This window comes from Mycobacterium sp., from assembly GCF_035640695.1.
GTDB lineage: Bacteria > Actinomycetota > Actinomycetes > Mycobacteriales > Mycobacteriaceae > Mycobacterium.
In genome coordinates this window covers 13,305-28,725 of record NZ_DASQVQ010000140.1, presented here as the reverse complement: position 1 = coordinate 28,725, position 15,421 = coordinate 13,305, and the positions used below count along the sequence as shown (strand labels likewise).

The 15,421-nt window shown below is 67.6% G+C and carries 16 protein-coding genes; 10 read left to right on the top strand and 6 right to left on the bottom strand.

The window, feature by feature from the left end:
• The 5 genes from VE759_RS16635 to VE759_RS16615 form a co-directional block, all read left to right on the top strand.
• On the top strand, positions 1-684 hold a 684-nt coding region (locus VE759_RS16635; protein ID WP_324934398.1), incomplete at its 5' end, for a 5-(carboxyamino)imidazole ribonucleotide synthase.
• Entirely contained in the window at positions 677-1,183 is a 507-nt protein-coding gene (purE, locus tag VE759_RS16630; RefSeq protein WP_324934396.1) for a 5-(carboxyamino)imidazole ribonucleotide mutase, read from the top strand. The genes VE759_RS16635 and purE, both read left to right, overlap by 8 nt.
• Positions 1,184-1,225: 42 nt before the next feature.
• Complete coding sequence (locus VE759_RS16625; RefSeq protein WP_324934394.1) at positions 1,226-2,395, top strand: acyl-CoA dehydrogenase; 1,170 nt, start codon at positions 1,226-1,228, stop codon at positions 2,393-2,395.
• A gap of 484 nt (positions 2,396-2,879) precedes the next feature.
• Positions 2,880-4,199 carry a UDP-glucose/GDP-mannose dehydrogenase family protein gene (locus VE759_RS16620; protein ID WP_324934392.1) on the top strand — a complete coding sequence of 440 codons (1,320 nt, stop codon included), beginning with the start codon at positions 2,880-2,882 and terminating at the stop codon, positions 4,197-4,199.
• Between the two features lie 23 nt (positions 4,200-4,222).
• Entirely contained in the window at positions 4,223-5,173 is a 951-nt protein-coding gene (locus VE759_RS16615) for a UDP-glucuronic acid decarboxylase family protein (protein ID WP_324934390.1), read from the top strand.
• Positions 5,174-5,201: 28 nt separating this feature from the next.
• Here the strand turns inward: VE759_RS16615 and VE759_RS16610 are convergent, their stop codons facing one another.
• Together VE759_RS16610 and VE759_RS16605 are read right to left on the bottom strand one after the other, a co-directional pair.
• Positions 5,202-5,933 (bottom strand): TIGR03089 family protein, encoded by a 732-nt coding sequence (locus VE759_RS16610; protein WP_324934388.1) that lies wholly within the window; start codon positions 5,931-5,933, stop codon positions 5,202-5,204.
• Positions 5,921-7,375: an LCP family protein gene (locus VE759_RS16605; protein ID WP_324934408.1), complete on the bottom strand. Its 1,455-nt coding sequence runs from the start codon at positions 7,373-7,375 to the stop codon at positions 5,921-5,923. Before VE759_RS16605 ends, VE759_RS16610 begins: the two co-directional genes overlap by 13 nt.
• A gap of 144 nt (positions 7,376-7,519) precedes the next feature.
• Between VE759_RS16605 and rfbD the strand changes: the two genes are divergently transcribed.
• The 4 genes from rfbD (at position 7,520) to VE759_RS16585 (ending at position 11,098) form a co-directional block, all read left to right on the top strand.
• Positions 7,520-8,380 (top strand): dTDP-4-dehydrorhamnose reductase, encoded by an 861-nt coding sequence (rfbD, locus tag VE759_RS16600; protein WP_414687937.1) that lies wholly within the window; start codon positions 7,520-7,522, stop codon positions 8,378-8,380.
• Positions 8,377-9,066 carry an alpha/beta hydrolase gene (locus VE759_RS16595; RefSeq protein ID WP_324934386.1) on the top strand — a complete coding sequence of 230 codons (690 nt, stop codon included), beginning with the start codon at positions 8,377-8,379 and terminating at the stop codon, positions 9,064-9,066. The genes rfbD and VE759_RS16595 overlap by 4 nt, the downstream gene beginning before the upstream one ends.
• Positions 9,067-9,159: 93 nt before the next feature.
• Positions 9,160-10,017 (top strand): glycosyltransferase family 2 protein, encoded by an 858-nt coding sequence (locus VE759_RS16590; protein ID WP_324934404.1) that lies wholly within the window; start codon positions 9,160-9,162, stop codon positions 10,015-10,017.
• Between the two features lies 1 nt (position 10,018).
• On the top strand, positions 10,019-11,098 hold the full coding sequence (locus tag VE759_RS16585) for an NDP-sugar synthase (RefSeq protein WP_324934384.1): 1,080 nt from the start codon (positions 10,019-10,021) through the stop codon (positions 11,096-11,098).
• Positions 11,099-11,183: 85 nt separating this feature from the next.
• On the opposite strand, the gene VE759_RS16580 is transcribed toward VE759_RS16585, so the two are convergent.
• The 3 genes from VE759_RS16580 to cofD all read right to left on the bottom strand — a co-directional run bounded on the left by VE759_RS16580 (position 11,184) and on the right by cofD (position 14,196).
• Positions 11,184-11,735, bottom strand: coding sequence for an NUDIX hydrolase (locus VE759_RS16580; RefSeq protein WP_324934382.1), 552 nt, complete (start codon positions 11,733-11,735; stop codon positions 11,184-11,186).
• Positions 11,732-13,114, bottom strand: coding sequence for a coenzyme F420-0:L-glutamate ligase (locus VE759_RS16575; protein WP_324934381.1), 1,383 nt, complete (start codon positions 13,112-13,114; stop codon positions 11,732-11,734). Before VE759_RS16575 ends, VE759_RS16580 begins: the two co-directional genes overlap by 4 nt.
• A gap of 71 nt (positions 13,115-13,185) precedes the next feature.
• Positions 13,186-14,196, bottom strand: a complete 1,011-nt coding sequence (gene cofD, locus VE759_RS16570; protein WP_324934379.1) for a 2-phospho-L-lactate transferase — start codon at positions 14,194-14,196, stop codon at positions 13,186-13,188.
• Between the two features lie 404 nt (positions 14,197-14,600).
• On the opposite strand from cofD, the gene VE759_RS16565 reads away from it, so the two are divergent.
• Positions 14,601-14,867, top strand: a complete 267-nt coding sequence (locus tag VE759_RS16565) for a WhiB family transcriptional regulator (RefSeq protein ID WP_324934402.1) — start codon at positions 14,601-14,603, stop codon at positions 14,865-14,867.
• 13 nt (positions 14,868-14,880) lie between these two features.
• Here the strand turns inward: VE759_RS16565 and VE759_RS16560 are convergent, their stop codons facing one another.
• Entirely contained in the window at positions 14,881-15,303 is a 423-nt protein-coding gene (locus VE759_RS16560; protein WP_324934400.1) for a metallopeptidase family protein, read from the bottom strand.
• Positions 15,304-15,421: the final 118 nt, after the last annotated feature.

The window sequence follows — 15,421 nt, the reverse complement described above, 5'->3', positions numbered from 1 at the left end:
GTGCCGGTACTGGTCGAGGAGCGCGTCACGATGCGGCGGGAACTGTCGGCCCTGATCGCGCGGTCGCCGTTCGGGCAGGGTGCCGCGTGGCCGGTGGTGCAGACCGTGCAGCGCGACGGCGTCTGCGTGCAGGTGCTGGCGCCTGCCCCCGGGCTAGATGCCGAAGTCGGCACGGCCGCAGCACAATTGGCGCTGAACGTGGCCGCCGAGCTCGGCGTCGTCGGCGTGCTGGCCGTCGAGCTGTTCGAGACCAGCGACGGCGCGCTGCTGATCAACGAGCTGGCCATGCGGCCGCACAATTCGGGGCACTGGACCATCGACGGCGCCAACACCAGTCAGTTCGAGCAGCATCTGCGGGCGGTGCTGGACTACCCGCTCGGCGACACCGCGCCGACCGTTCCGGTCACGGTGATGGCCAACGTGCTGGGTGCGCCGCAGCCGCCGCACATGGCGATGGACGAACGGATACACCACCTGTTCGCCCGCATGCCGGAGGCCAAGGTTCATCTCTACGGCAAGGCCGAACGGCCCGGCCGCAAGATCGGCCACGTGAACATTCTCGGCGGCGCCGACGGATCGGCCGACGACGGCGAGTACGTCGCGAAGGTGCGTGAACGGGCAGCGCGGGCGGCACACTGGTTGTCGCACGCGCAGTGGACCGACGGATGGGACAACCATGGCTGAGGGCGCCCGAGTCGGGCTCATCATGGGCAGCGACAGCGACTGGACCGTGATGGAGGATGCCGCGCATGCGCTGGCCGAGTTCGACATCCCGTTCGAGGTCGGCGTGGTCTCCGCGCACCGCACACCCGAGCGGATGCTGGACTACGCCAAGAACGCCGCCGGCCGGGGCATCGAAGTGATCATCGCCGGTGCGGGCGGCGCCGCGCACCTGCCGGGAATGGTCGCCGCGGCCACGCCGCTGCCGGTCATCGGGGTACCGGTGCCGCTGGCCAAGCTTGACGGCCTCGATTCGTTGCTGTCGATCGTGCAGATGCCTGCCGGCGTTCCGGTGGCCACCGTGTCCATCGGCGGGGCACGCAACGCCGGGCTGTTGGCGGTGCGCATCCTCGGATCGGCGGATTCGACGCTGCGCAAGCGGCTTGAGGAGTTTCAGGTACAGCTCGCTGCGACGGTCCTGGAGAAGGACTCGGCGCTGCGAGACCGGCTGCTCGGGCCGTAGCGTCCGCAGGTAAATTCACTGGCAAGTAGCAAGGAGTTTCAGATGGCTAGTTGGGCCGGTGACCCGTCGTTCGACCTGTTCAAGCTTCCCGATGAGCACAACGAGTTGCGGGCGGTGCTGCGGGCCTTGTGCGAGAAGGAGATCGCGCCGTACGCCGCCGACGTGGACGAGCATTCCCGGTTCCCCGAGGAGGCGCTCAAGGCGCTCAGCGACGCCGGCTTTTCGGCAGTGCATGTGCCCGAGGAGTACGGCGGGCAGGGCGCGGACTCGGTGGCCACCTGCATCGTGATCGAAGAGGTCGCGCGGGTCGATGCGTCGGCGTCGCTGATTCCGGCGGTGAACAAGCTCGGCACGATGGGGTTGATCCTGGCAGGCTCCGAGGAGCTGAAGAAGCAGGTGCTCCCGTCGGTGGGGTCCGGAGAGGCAATGGCGTCGTATGCGCTGTCAGAGCGTGAGGCCGGCAGCGACGCCGCGTCCATGCGCACACGCGCCCGCCGCGACGGTGACTCTTGGATCCTCAATGGCTCCAAGGCGTGGATCACCAACGGCGGGAAGTCGACGTGGTACACGGTGATGGCGGTGACCGACCCGGACAAGGCCGCCAACGGCATCTCGGCGTTTGTGGTGCACAAGGACGACGAAGGCTTCACCGTCGGCCCGAAGGAAAAGAAACTCGGCATCAAGGGGTCGCCGACCACCGAGCTGTACTTCGAGGACTGCCGCATTCCCGCGGACCGGATCATTGGCGAGCCCGGCACCGGGTTCAAGACCGCATTGCGCACGCTAGACCACACTCGTCCCACCATCGGCGCACAGGCCGTCGGGATCGCGCAAGGCGCGCTGGACGCGGCGATCGCATACACCAAGGAACGCAGGCAGTTTGGCAAGCCGATCAGCGCCTTTCAGGGCGTGCAGTTCATGCTCGCCGACATGGCGATGAAGGTGGAAGCCGCGCGACTGATGGTTTACACCGCCGCGGCGCGCGCCGAACGCGGCGAGTCGGCGCTGGGCTTCATCTCGTCGGCCTCGAAGTGCTTTGCCTCCGACGTCGCGATGGAAGTCACCACCGACGCGGTGCAGGTGTTCGGCGGCGCCGGCTACACGCAGGACTTCCCGCTCGAACGCATGATGCGCGACGCCAAGATCACCCAGATCTACGAGGGCACCAACCAGATTCAGCGTGTGGTGATGGCGCGGGCGCTGCTCGCCTGATCTGGTTGCATTGAGACACAGACCCCTCGATTAACGCCGTCGTGAGCTGAGACATAACCCATATCGCACGAGGCTGTGTGTGGGCCATTTGTCGACGGTGATGCGATGCTCGGCAGCAACGTCCGCCGGTCGGAAGGCGTCAACATCGAGGCGAGCCGCGGCGATAACTACGGCACCCCGGATCATCGGGGACGGGTATGCACGGCGTCAGGTGCCGTGCTCATCCGCCCCGTCACCGTTAACCACGATGTGGCTTCGCCACCAATTCTGCGGGTACAGGGATGTCAATAGCCGCGCTGTGCAGGCGGGGCGTTCGCGCAAGTGATCAGCAACGACTGGAGCTTCGGTGCTAGCAAATCCTTTGTTTGCTTGCGGCACTTAGCCTGGTGTGCGACGCTAGCGCTGCGTCGACATCAGAAGTTCCACATTGTTGCCCGCGTCCGGCCATGTGCGCATGGACCGAAGAGCGAAGTAGGGGGACCCGGTGCAGGTTGCAGTGATTGGGAACGGCTATCTAGGCACGACGCATGCGGCATGCATGGCGCAAATCGGCCACAGCGTGCTGGGTGTCGATGTTGACGCCGAAAAGATCGCCAAGCTCCAGTCGGGTGAAGTGCCTTTCTTTGAGCCCGACCTCGAAGGCCTTCTGAAGGAAAACCTCGCCTCAGGGCGGCTCCGTTTCAGCACATCCTACGAGGAGGCTGCCGAGTTCGCGGATGTGCATTTTCTTGCGGTCGGCACCCCCCAGAGCACTAGGGGCCGCGGTGTTGATCTGTCTTATGTCGACGGGGCTATCGATGCGTTGAGTCCTCATCTCGTTCGCCCGACACTCATTGCCGGAAAATCGACCGTGCCGGTCGGCACGGCTCATCGCCTTGCTCAGCAGGTCCGAAGTGTGGCTCCCGCGGGCGAGGCGGTGGAACTAGCGTGGAACCCGGAATTTCTCCGTGAGGGATTTGCGGTACACGACACCTTACATCCTGATCGCATCATTGTGGGTGTCGAAAACGGCCCACAAGGCCGCGCAATCGAAACACTGAGAGAATTGTACCGTCCCATCTTGGATGCCACCGTGCCCTTTATGGTCACGGACTTGGAGACTTCCGAATTGGTCAAGATGGCTGCCAACGCTTTCCTCGCCACAAAGGTTGGCTTCATCAATGCCATCGCCGATCTGTGCGAGGCCGCGGGCGCCGACGTGACCTTGCTCGCCGATGCGATTGGCGCCGATAAGCGCATTGGCCGGCGTTTCCTGAATGCAGGGTTGGGTTTCGGTGGAGGGTGCCTGCCGAAAGACATTCGGGCACTTATCACGCGTGCCGAAGAGCTTGGCGTCGGTGGGTCGTTCGCTTTCCTGCGTGAAGTCGACAACGCCAATATGCGGCAGCGGCGCCGCATAATCGATATTACGGGAGAAATATGCGGATCACTTATCGGAACCAGGGTGGCCATCCTCGGTGCAGCATTCAAACCGAACACCGATGACGTTCGTGATTCACCTGCACTGAGCGTAGCTGGCCAATTCGAGCTGCACGGCGCGAATGTGAGTGTCTATGACCCCAAGGCGATGGACAACGCTCGGAAAACGTTACCGTCTTTGGACTACGCGCTCTCGAGTCTCGACGCCTGCCGCGGCGCTGACGTGGTGCTGGTGCTGACGGAATGGGAGGAGTTCCGGAACTTGCAGCCGCGCGAGCTTGCCGCCGTTACCCGGGCCAACAACATCGTCGACGCCCGGAATTGTCTGGATCCGCAGAAATGGCGAGCTGCGGGCTGGGTCTATCGCAGTCTCGGTCGTGCGTGACACCACCGCCTAGAGGTAACGCTATGAGAATCCTCGTTACCGGTGGGGCTGGATTTATCGGCTCGCATCTGTGTGAACTTCTGATCGGACGCGGCGACACCGTCGTTTGCCTGGACGACTTGTCGACCGGTAAGCGCGAAAACGTCGAACATCTCGACTCGTCACCGCGGTTCGCGTTCATCGAGGCGAGCGTGCTGCGTCCGCTCGACATCGATGGCACCTTCGATGGCGTCGTTCATCTCGCGAGCCCCGCGTCGCCCTCGGCGTTTATGGCTCGCCCCCTCTTTACATTGCGCACCGGCTCGGAGGGCACACGTAACGTCCTTGAGTTCGCGCACGCCAAAGCGGCACGGTTCATCTTGGCATCCACGAGCGAGGTTTACGGTGAACCGCAAGTGCATCCGCAGACCGAAGAGTACTGGGGCAGCGTCAATCCCATCGGTCCGCGGAGTGTGTACGACGAGGCCAAGCGGTATGCCGAAGCGTTGACAGTGGCTTACCGCACCTCCCGTAGCACCGATACCGGCATCGTGCGAATTTTCAACACGTATGGTCCCCGAATGCACTCCGACGACGGGCGCGTCGTTTCGAGCTTCATCCACCAAGCCCTACGGTGTGCGCCGTTGACCGTATTTGGTGACGGTTCCCAGACACGGAGCCTGTGCTACGTGGACGATTTGGTTCGGGGCATTGTGGCTATGTTGGACTCTGACGAGCCAGGCCCGATCAATCTAGGCTACCCGAATGAAATTTCCGTTCGCCAGATTGCGGAATTAGTCCGCGAGTTGGTTGGTTCCCGCTCGGAGATCGAGCTTCACCCACTTCCACAAGATGATCCGACGCGCCGACGTCCCGATATCGCCAAGGCGCGCGAACTGCTCGGCTGGACCCCAGAGGTGCCGGTGCGAGTAGGGATCGCCCGCACCATCGAATGGCATGCCCGGAACCTTCAAGCGGATTTGGCGTCATCATAGCTTTGGATCACCGTCATAGCACGGCACGTCAACCAATGTCGCGGGCGACCTTCTCGGTTTCCCGGCGCCGCTGCATCGCCGCCGCATCCGGGTTGGCGACCTGCACCAGCGATGCCCCGGCCGCGAACACCGACAGCATGTTGTCCACCAGCTCCTCGGCGGTGTCCCACCGCGCCGTCGACAACACCCGATCGGCACCCGTGAATCCCTTGGCAACACCAGCATTTCGCGCCGCGGCAACCACGTCGTCGACCGACATGCCGTCGAGCGCAGGGCCCGGTCGCGGCTCGGCGGCGATCTGGTCGCCGTGCACACGCACCGAGGTCGCATAGTCAGTGACGCCGACCGGCAAGTCCGCGACCGGCCTTCCGAACGGGTCCAACGACAGCGCGATCACCTCACCGGCCGGCCCGACCGCGGCATCGGCCTGGTCGAGACGGTCGGCCGTGCAGAACGCGAGGTCGGCCTCAGCGCCGCCGATCAGCACCTCGGCACCGATCCACCAGATCCCGAACAACACCGCGGCAGTCTGCCAATGCGCGGGCAGTAGCACCGCCACCCGGCTGTGCGGACCGGCGCCCAACTCGTCGCGCAGCAGGTTGCCGGTCTTGGCCGCCCAATTGGCCAACGTCGCCGTCGACAACTCGATGCGTTCGCCGGTGGCATCGTCGTAGTAGGTGATTCGCGGACCGGCAGGATCCGAGCGCAGCAGCGGATCCAGCACGGCCGCACTGACCGTCGTCACGCTCAGTTGACGCACTCGGGATCGTTGGTGCCGGCGGTGATGATCGGCGACGGCGGCGGCGCCGTCGAATCCGCCGCCGACCCGGCGGCCGCCGCGTCGACGGCCTGCACCGTCGGATCGCGGCCGTCGAGGCCCGAGCCCGGCCCGGTGTAGTCCGACGACAAGATCACCCGCACGCTGCCCGGCGCCACCGCGGCGTCGACGACGATGGGTAGGTTGCCGAGTTCCTTGGACACCGCCTGCGCTCCCGGGTCGCCGTCCCTGGCGACCTGCACTTGGCTGTGCGTCACGTGTCCCGCTCGGTTGTTGCCGATCGTCCCTGCGGTGAATCCCTTGGCCGACAACACTTGTGAAACCGCGGCGGCCAGACCGTTGATGTTGCTGTCGTTCACCACGTCGGCGGTGGTCTTGGCCGGAGTGTAGGCCAGTTGCTCGGTCTTGCCCTTGTCTTGGTTGTCGAGCAGACTTTTCACCCACTCTTGCACCTGACCGGGGTCGACACGGACCACGCTTTGCATGCCATCGTCGCTCCAGCCGGACTCGTCGAGCACCGGGATGGTCGCGAACGCGACGCTCCCGGCGGCCAGTTTCTGCAACTGCTTCATGAAATCGATGGCGTTCCAACCCGCGGACAACACCACCGACCGTTGGATGGCTTGCTGCAACCGGTCCAGCGTGGCGGGGCTGGACAGCGTCTTGCCCGAAATGATCTGGTGCGTCAGCGATGCCATCACGGCCTGTTGCCGGGTCACCCGGTCCAGGTCGCCGCGCGGAAGGTCATGGCGTTGACGAACGAAGCTCAGCGCCTGCGGGCCGTCCAGTTTCTGCCAGCCGGCAGGGAAGTCGGCGCCGGAAAGCGGTTCGTACACCGCCTGTTTCAGACACACGTTGACGCCGCCCAGCGCGTCGGTGATCAACGCGAACCCGAGCAGCCCGATCTCGGCGTAATGGTCGACGGTCACCCCGGTCAGCGTCGCGACCGTCTTGATGAGCGCCTCGCGGCCCGCTTCGGTCGAACGCGATTCGGCCTCCGGCTCGGCGACCCCCGATTCCACCAGCTTGACCCGTTTGTCCTCCTTGACCTGGCCGTACACGCCATTGATCTTGGTCTTGCCCAGCCCGGGAGCCACGACGTAAGAATCGCGGGGTATCGAGATCGCGGTCGCCGACTTCGCGTTGTTCGGGATGCGCACCAAGATGATCGTGTCGGTGTTGGTGGCCACGTCGTCGCCCGCCCGCAACTTTGCGAGTTCTTGCTTGGACAGCGGGTTGCCGTGCGCGTCGGTGCGGCTGTCCATCCCGACGAGCAAGATGTCGATCGCGCCGTCGTCGCCGCCTTCGCCGAGTACCGGCGAGCTGATGTGGAAGATGCCGTCCTCGAACGACCGAAACTTGCTCCACGCCACACCGGTGCTCACGACGATCGCCAACGCGACGACCGTGGCCACGATGCGCACTGCGCGCCGCGCGCCCGCGACTGCTCCCGCAGCTGGCACAGCAGGCAAAAGAGATCCCCCGTTTCCATCCGACGCACCGATCAGGCTACTTGCGTAACCCCCGCGGGCCGGGGAGGTGACGCCCGGCGTGCCAGACTCGTCGGCGTGGACTTGCCGAGGATCGTGATCACCGGCGCCGGCGGGCAGGTCGGCCGATTTCTCGCCGGCCAGGCGGCGCGACATGGTCACGACGTGCGGGCTTTCACCTCGGCGCAGTGGGACATCACCGACCCGAACGCGGCCGAGCGCAGCGTCGGACCCGGCGACGTCGTCGTCAACTGCGCTGCCTACACCGCGGTGGACACCGCCGAAACCGACGAGGCCCGCGCGCACGCCGTCAACGCCGACGGGGCAGCGAACATCGCCCGGGCGTGCGCCCGCGTCGGGGCGCGGCTGATTCACATCTCCACCGACTATGTCTTCAGCGGTGTCTTCGAAAACGCCCCGCGCCCATACGACGTCGACGACCCGACCGGCCCACTGTCCGTCTACGCCCGCACCAAGCTCGCCGGCGAACAGGCGGTGCACGCCGCGCTCCCGGGCGCGCACGTCGTGCGCACGGCGTGGGTCTACACCGGGGTGGGCGGCGATTTCGTCGCCACGATGCTCAGCAAGGCCCGCGGCGACGGACCGGTTGACGTCGTCGCCGACCAGATCGGATCGCCAACGTATGTAGGGGATCTGGTTGCGGCGCTTCTGCAGCTGGCCGCGGGCCAGATCGCGGCGCCGCTGTTGCATGCCGCCAACGACGGCGCGGTGAGCCGGTACGAGCAGGCGCGCGCGGTGTTCGCCGGCGTCGGCGCCGACCCCGAGCGGGTACGGCCGGTCGGCAGCGCTCAGTACCCGCGTCCCGCGCCGCGGCCGGCGTATTCCGCGCTGTCCGGCCGCAAATCCGCGGCGGCCGGTCTCCCGCCGCTGCGGCCGTGGCGCGACGCGCTGGCCGACGCGCTGCGGACCGCCCGGTGACCGATTGGCTGCTGCTGCACGGCGTTCCGCTCAGCCCGCAGGTCTGGGACGACGTGCGGGTCCATCTGCGGGGCGACGTGCTGGTCCCCGATCTCACCGAGGCGATCTCGTCCGCCCCGCCCACCGGCCGGCTGCAGCGGCAAGTCGCGGCGGCACTGCTTCCGGATCTGCCGAATAACGTTGTTGTGGTCGGCCATTCGTTCGGTGGGCAGGTCGCGTTGGAGCTGGCTTTGCTTGCGCCGCAACGGCTTCGAAGGTTAATCATCGTGTGCAGCAGGCACACTCCGTTTCCGGCGTTCGCCGCCGGCGCGCGGGCGATCGCCGCGGGCGAGCAAGTGGACATCGACGCGGGTCTGCGGCGCTGGTTCACGCCGGCCGAGTTGGCTGCCGACCCGCCGGTCGTGCGCTACGTGTGCCGGCAGGTCGCCCGCGCACCGCGGCGGCCGTGGTCGGCGGGGCTGGCTGCGATCGCCGGCTACGACCGGTCGGCCGAGGCGGCCGGGATCGCCGTGCCGACGGCGTTGTTCGCCGCCGGACAAGACGAGGTTTCGCCTCCGGCGGTGATGGCCGAGCTCGCCGGCGCGATGCCGGACGCGGTCCTTGAGACAGTGCCGGCGTGGTCGCATATGTCGCCGTTCGCCGATCCCGCCGGGTTCGCCGCCCGGCTGACGGCGGCGGCGAATTAGGCACGGCTACAACATCAGCTTCAGGACCGCCGCTTCCCGATAGGAGTATTGAGCGAGCCCGTTACTCTCTAGGCCGTGAGTGACGAAGTCGTGGTGGTGACGGTGACATACTCACCGGGCCCGCATCTCGACCGGTTCCTGGCGTCGCTCGCGCACGCCACCGAACGGCCGGTCACCGTGGTGATGGCCGACAACGGGTCGACCGACGGTGCCCCCGAGGCAGCGCTGGAGCGATTCCCGAACGCGCGGCTGCTGCGCACCGGCGCCAACCTCGGGTATGGCACCGCGGTGAACCGGGCGGTCGCCGAGCTCGGCCCGGAATTTGAGTTCTTCGTCGTCGCCAACCCGGATGTGCACTGGGGTCCGTGCAGCATCGACGTCCTACTGGAGGCCGCCGCGCGCTGGCCGCGGGCCGGATCGCTGGGCCCGCTGATCCGCGACCCCGACGGCTCGATCTACCCGTCCGCGCGGCACCTGCCGAGCCTGATCCGCGGCGGCATGCACGCCGTGATCGGCCCGCTGTGGCGAACCAACCCGTGGACGGCCGCCTACCGTCAGGAACGGCTGCCGCCCAGCGAACGGCCCGTCGGCTGGCTTTCCGGATCTTGCCTGTTGCTGCGGCGCGCGGCCTTCGACGAGATCGGCGGCTTTGACGAGCGCTATTTCATGTATATGGAAGACGTCGACCTCGGCGATCGGCTCGGCAAGGCGGGCTGGCAGAACGTGTACGTTCCGTCGGCCGAGGTTTTGCATGACAAGGGCCATGCGACCGGCAAGGATCCCGCCCGCAACTTGGCCGCCCACCACAAGAGCACGTACATTTTTCTGGCGGACCGCTATCCCCGCTGGTGGCAGGCGCCGCTGCGATGGACGATGAGAGCTGCGCTCGCCGCGCGGACCAGCCTGGTCGTGCGTAACTCTCGACGTAAGCACGCGAAAGGACGGCGCTAACGTGGCGAATCCTGCCCAGGTCGACGCCGTCATCCTGGTGGGCGGCCAGGGCACCCGGCTGCGTCCGTTGACGCTGTCGGTGCCCAAGCCGATGCTGCCGACCGCCGGGTTGCCGTTCCTGACGCACCTGCTGTCCCGCATCGCCGCGGCCGGCATCGAGCACGTCGTGATGGGCACCTCGTACAAGGCCGGCGTGTTCGAGTCGGAGTTCGGCGACGGCTCCAAGCTCGGGCTGCAGATTCGATACGTCACCGAGGACGATCCGCTGGGCACCGGCGGCGCGATCGCGAACGTGGCCGACAAGCTGCGTCATGACACCGCGATGGTGTTCAACGGCGATGTGCTGTCCGGCGCCGACCTGAGCGCGCTGCTCGACCACCATGAACGCAGCCAAGCCGACGTGACACTGCATCTGGTGCGCGTCGGCGACCCCCGGTCCTACGGCTGCGTGCCGACCGACGACCAGGACATGGTGACGGCGTTCCTGGAGAAGACCCAGGACCCGCCGAGCGACCAGATCAACGCGGGCTGCTATGTCTTCACGCGCGCGGCGATCGACCGCATCCCGACGGGCCGGACCATGTCGGTGGAGCGCGAGGTCTTCCCGGCGATGCTGTCCGACGGCCTGCGGGTGTGCGGCTACGTCGACGCCACGTATTGGCGCGACATGGGCACGCCGGAGGATTTCGTGCGCGGCTCGGCCGACTTGGTGCGCGGCATCGCGCCGTCGCCCGCGCTCGGCGGCCACCGCGGTGAGGCGCTGGTGCACGACGGCGCGGCCGTGGCGCCCGGTGCGCTGCTGATCGGCGGGACGGTGGTCGGCCGGGGCGCCGAGATCGGGCCGGGGGCAAGGCTCGACGGCGCGGTGATCTTCGACGGCGTGCGCGTCGAGGCGGGCTCGGTGATCGAACGCTCGATCATCGGCTTCGGCGTGCGCATCGGGCCGCGGGCGCTGATCCGCGACGGCGTCATCGGTGACGGCGCGGACATCGGCGCGCGCTGCGAGCTACTGCGCGGCGCGCGGGTGTGGCCGGGGGTCAAGATCCCCGACGGCGGCATCCGCTACTCGACCGACGTCTAAAGACCGACGTCTAAAGACCGACGTCTAAAGACCTCGTTCGAACGTGACGCTGGCGTCACGTCTTAACGCGGTCGTGACTCTGGCGTCACGCTCGCGAACCAACGCGGTCCCGCGCCAGCGAAACCAATTGCGCCAGCGCCTGATCCGAGTTGTCCGGCAACCCGTCGATCGGCCACCAGCGCAGGTCGACGGATTCGTCGCTGCGCACGATCGGCGCGCCGGCCGGCGCGTACGACAGGAACTGCATGTCGAGGTGGCGGGTGGGCACGCCCAGCGAGCAGGTGATCGGGTGAACATGCACCGCAACCAGTTCCGGGTCGACGGTCAGCCGCGAAATACCCGATTCCTCAACCCCTTCGCGTAACGCGGCGGCCGCGATGTCGGCATCGTCCTCCTCGCAGTGACCGCCCAGCTGCACCCAGCGGTGCAGCCGCGGATGCAGGGTCAGCAGCACCCGCGACCCGGTGGCATCGAGCACCAGCGTGGAGGCCGTGACATGGCCGGGCACGCACTCGCGCCGGCACGCGTCCGCCCGCGCCAGCACGAATGCCAGCATCGCCTCCCGCACCGCGTCCTGCGCCGCATTGGGTGGATGCCAATCTGTCAGCGCGGCGATCGCCGACTCGCGCGGGCTCACTTCTGCACCAGCAGCCCGTCGACCGGCGGGGGGTCGCGAGGCCGCGGCGGTTCGGCCGGGTAGCCGATCGCGACCGCGCCGAGCGGCTCCCAGTCCGGCGGCAGCGCGAGTTCGTCGCGGACCAGGTCGGCGGCGAAGATAGTCGAGCCGATCCAGCAGCTCCCGACGCCGCGCACCGCCAGCGCGACCAGCAGCGCCTGCACCGCGGCCCCGACCGCGACCGTGAACATCGTCTGCTCGGCGGCGGTTCGGGCTTGGTCGGGATAGCTGTGCGCGCCGTCGGGAACCATCAGCGGGATCACGACTTCTGGCGCGTCATACAGGATTTGACCGCGCGCCACCCGTGCCTCGATGGCAGCCTCGGATTTGCCGTCACCGGCGAGGTCGGCGCGCCAGCGGTCCTTCATCCGGTCCAGCAGCCGGACCCGGTCCCCGGCGGTGCGCAACCAAACGAACCGCACCGGTCGGGTGTGGTGCGGTGCCGGGGCGGTGAGCGCCTCGGCGACCGCGGCCTCGATCAGCTCGGGCGCGACCGGCCGCGCGCTGAACCGCCGCACCGAGCGGCGCAGCAGCTGCGCCTGCGAACGGCCGAGTTCCAGTGCCTCCGCGGTGCCCAGCCAGAACAGGTCCTCCTCGCCGGGGCGCAGCAGCGCGCGGGCCGTCGACCCGTCGTCGCGCAGGGCAAGGCCGCGGACGACCGCGACCGGAATGTCGGTCAGCTTGCCCTTGACCAGATCGGCGGCCGCGGCGATCTCGTCGGCCACCGCGACCTCGGTGACCACCAGCTCGTTGCCGTGTCGGTCGTGGACGCCCGCGTAGCCGTGCAGCACCGGGATTCCGGCCGCGCCGATCGCGGTGTCGGTCTGCCCGTTGCGCCACGCGCGACCCATGGTGTCGCTGATCAGCACACCGACGGAGACCCCGAGCAGTTCGCGCAGCCGGTCGCGGAGCATCGCGGCGCTGCGGTCGGGGTCCGCGGGCAGCAGCGCCAACTCGGCGGATCCGACGTTGGATCCGTCCACCCCGGCTGCGGCCTGTACCAGGCCGAGCACGTTCTCGGTGATCAGGGTGCGGCCCTTACGCGCCAGCACCCGCACCGCCTCGGCATCAATCAGCTTGCGCCGCAATTCATCTCGCGCAACGGGATCATCGGGTGCCGGGATGATGCGGCCCTCACACTTGGACACCACCTTGCTCGTGACAACGACGACGTCGCCGTCCCGCAGCCACGCCGCGGCGGTTGCCACCGCCGCGGCCAGGTCGTCGCCCGGGCGGAATTCCGGTAGCCCGGTGACGGGCAGAATCTCGACGGCAGAACCGGACCCGTGGTCGCCCCCGGCCGGCGGCGTCGAACCGCCCCCGCCCCCGGCCGCCGGCACAGAACCGCCCCCGCCCCCCGCCGGCACAGAACCGCCCCCGCCCGCGGCCGCCGGCACAGAACCGCCGTCGGTCATGACCGCGGCCCCGACGTCAGGCCCGCCAGATCAAGCCCGGCGCGCACCATCTCGGCGGTGGCGGCGGGATCCGTCATCAGCAGCGGGACCGATCGCACCTCCACGCCGGGGATGTCGGCATGGTCGCCCTCGTGCACCAGCCACCCGTCCAGGATGCCGACAGCCGACCTGGCACCGTAGTAGCCGCCGACGGCCTCCGACGTGGTCGCGACGCCGATCACCTTGAGGCACTCGTCGGCCATCCCGCGCAACGGTTTTCCGGCGACGATCGGGGAGTACCCGATGACAGGCGCCGAAGTCGACCGCAGCGCACCGCGGATGCCGGGAATCGCGAGGATCGCCCCGATGCTGACCACCGGGTTCGACGGCGCGATGAGCACGGCGTCGGCGTGCTCGATCGCATCGGACACGCCCGGGCCCGCCGTGGCCTTGTCGGCCCCGACGAAGGCGAAGCTGTGCGTCTGAACCTGGGCCCGGTAGCGCACCCACCACTCTTGGAAGTGGATCGCGCGGTGAACGCCACGGGTGTTGTCCAGGCTGGGATCGGTGATGACCACGTGGGTTTCGCTGCGGTCGTCGCTGGCCGGCAGCAGCAGCGCGCCCGGCGCCCAGCGCTGGCACAGCGCCTCGGTGACTTGCGACAGCGGATAGCCCGCCCGCAGCATTTGGGTGCGCACCAGGTGCGTGGCCAGGTCGCGGTCGCCGAGGCCGAACCAATCGGGCTGCACGCCGTATTTCGCCAATTCCTCTTTGGCATGCCAGGTTTCGTCGCGGTGGCCCCAGCCCCGGTCCGGGTCCACGCCACCGCCCAGGGTGTACATGCAGGTGTCCAGGTCCGGGCAGACGCGCACTCCGTGAATCCATGCGTCGTCGCCGATGTTGACGATGGCGGTCAGCTCGTTGCCGTCCGCGTCGGCCCCGGCGAACTGGCCCAAGCCGAGCAGCCGCTGCACCCCGAGCAGGAAGCGAGCGCCGCCGACGCCGCCGACCAGAACGGTGACCCTCACACCGACCGACCCTAGTCGCGGTCGTCGGCGCGACACGCCGGGGCATCGGCACGCCGAAATTCCTGTCACGAGATGATATGAATTTCGGTTCCAACGCTTGACCCGGGCAGCTAACACGTGTGTAATCACATCAGTGTCATTCCCGGTTCGCTTCCCGATTTTGGTGTCGCAGGCCGAGATTCGATCACTTGTTCGAATTGAAGATGGACCACATTGCCACCACATCTCAATAGTGGGCGAGATTTATCAATCTGCGAGCACCAGGTTAGGAGGCGGACATGTCTTATGAGCGCGTCGATTTCGGTCGACCGGCCCGGGTGCACGAGCGGGGCTGGGGCACGGTAGACAGCACGCCGCACACCAATGCCGGCCAGATCCCGGCGGGGACGACTCGACGTGTCCATTTGAGTCTGGTGTCCGACGCGTTTGAATTTGCGCCGGCAACCACCAGCGACGACCAATGGCAAGAACGCGCGCTGTGCGCTCAAACCGATCCTGAGGCGTTCTTCCCGGAGAAGGGCGGCTCAACGCGCGAAGCCAAGCGCATCTGCATGGGCTGCGAGGTCCGGGATGCGTGCCTGGAATACGCGCTCGCCCACGACGAGCGCTTCGGCATCTGGGGCGGGTTGTCCGAGCGGGAGCGCCGCCGCCTCAAGCGCGGCATCGTCTAACGCCGACCGCGGACTAGTCGTCGTCGATCGACGGGTCGATGACCGACGGTTCCACGCCCAGATAGGTGGCCACCTGCGCCACCAGGAGCTCATGCAATAGCTCGGCCAGTTCGATGGTGTCCTTGGCTCGACGCTCAATCGGCTTACGGAACAACACGATTCGCGCCCTCGTGCCGTTGCCTCGGACGTCCACCCCCGCCGGAATCAGCCGGGCAAGGGCGATCGGTCCGTCCGACACCACCTCCGGCGGCCACTGCACACTTTCCGGGTCCTTCGGCGCGATGCGTGGAATCTCGTCGACGGCGACGTCGAGTCCGGCCACCCGTTCCTGCCAGCGCCGCTCAATCGGCTCGTAGGCCTCCAGTACCGCCATGTCGAACCGCTCGGCGCGGGTGCGCCAGCCCGGCACCGTCGGCGGAAGCAGCGGCCCGCGCATTTCGCGGCCCCGACGCGCCCCCGGCAACCCGCCGGTGCGTCGGCCGCGCCGCGCGTTCCGCGAATCGGCCACGCGCAGATCGTAACGGTTAAGAGTCGAGCCTCGAGCACTGCGCGTG

Bases quoted from the DNA above. Each gene is read 5' to 3' on its own strand.
- purE (WP_324934396.1), top strand. From the start codon at position 677: ATGGCTGAGGGCGCCCGAGTCGGGCTCATCATGGGCAGCGACAGCGAC.
- VE759_RS16625 (WP_324934394.1), top strand. From the start codon at position 1,226: ATGGCTAGTTGGGCCGGTGACCCGTCGTTCGACCTGTTCAAGCTTCCC.
- VE759_RS16615 (WP_324934390.1), top strand. From the start codon at position 4,223: ATGAGAATCCTCGTTACCGGTGGGGCTGGATTTATCGGCTCGCATCTG.
- VE759_RS16560 (WP_324934400.1), bottom strand. From the start codon at position 15,303: ATGCGCGGGCCGCTGCTTCCGCCGACGGTGCCGGGCTGGCGCACCCGC.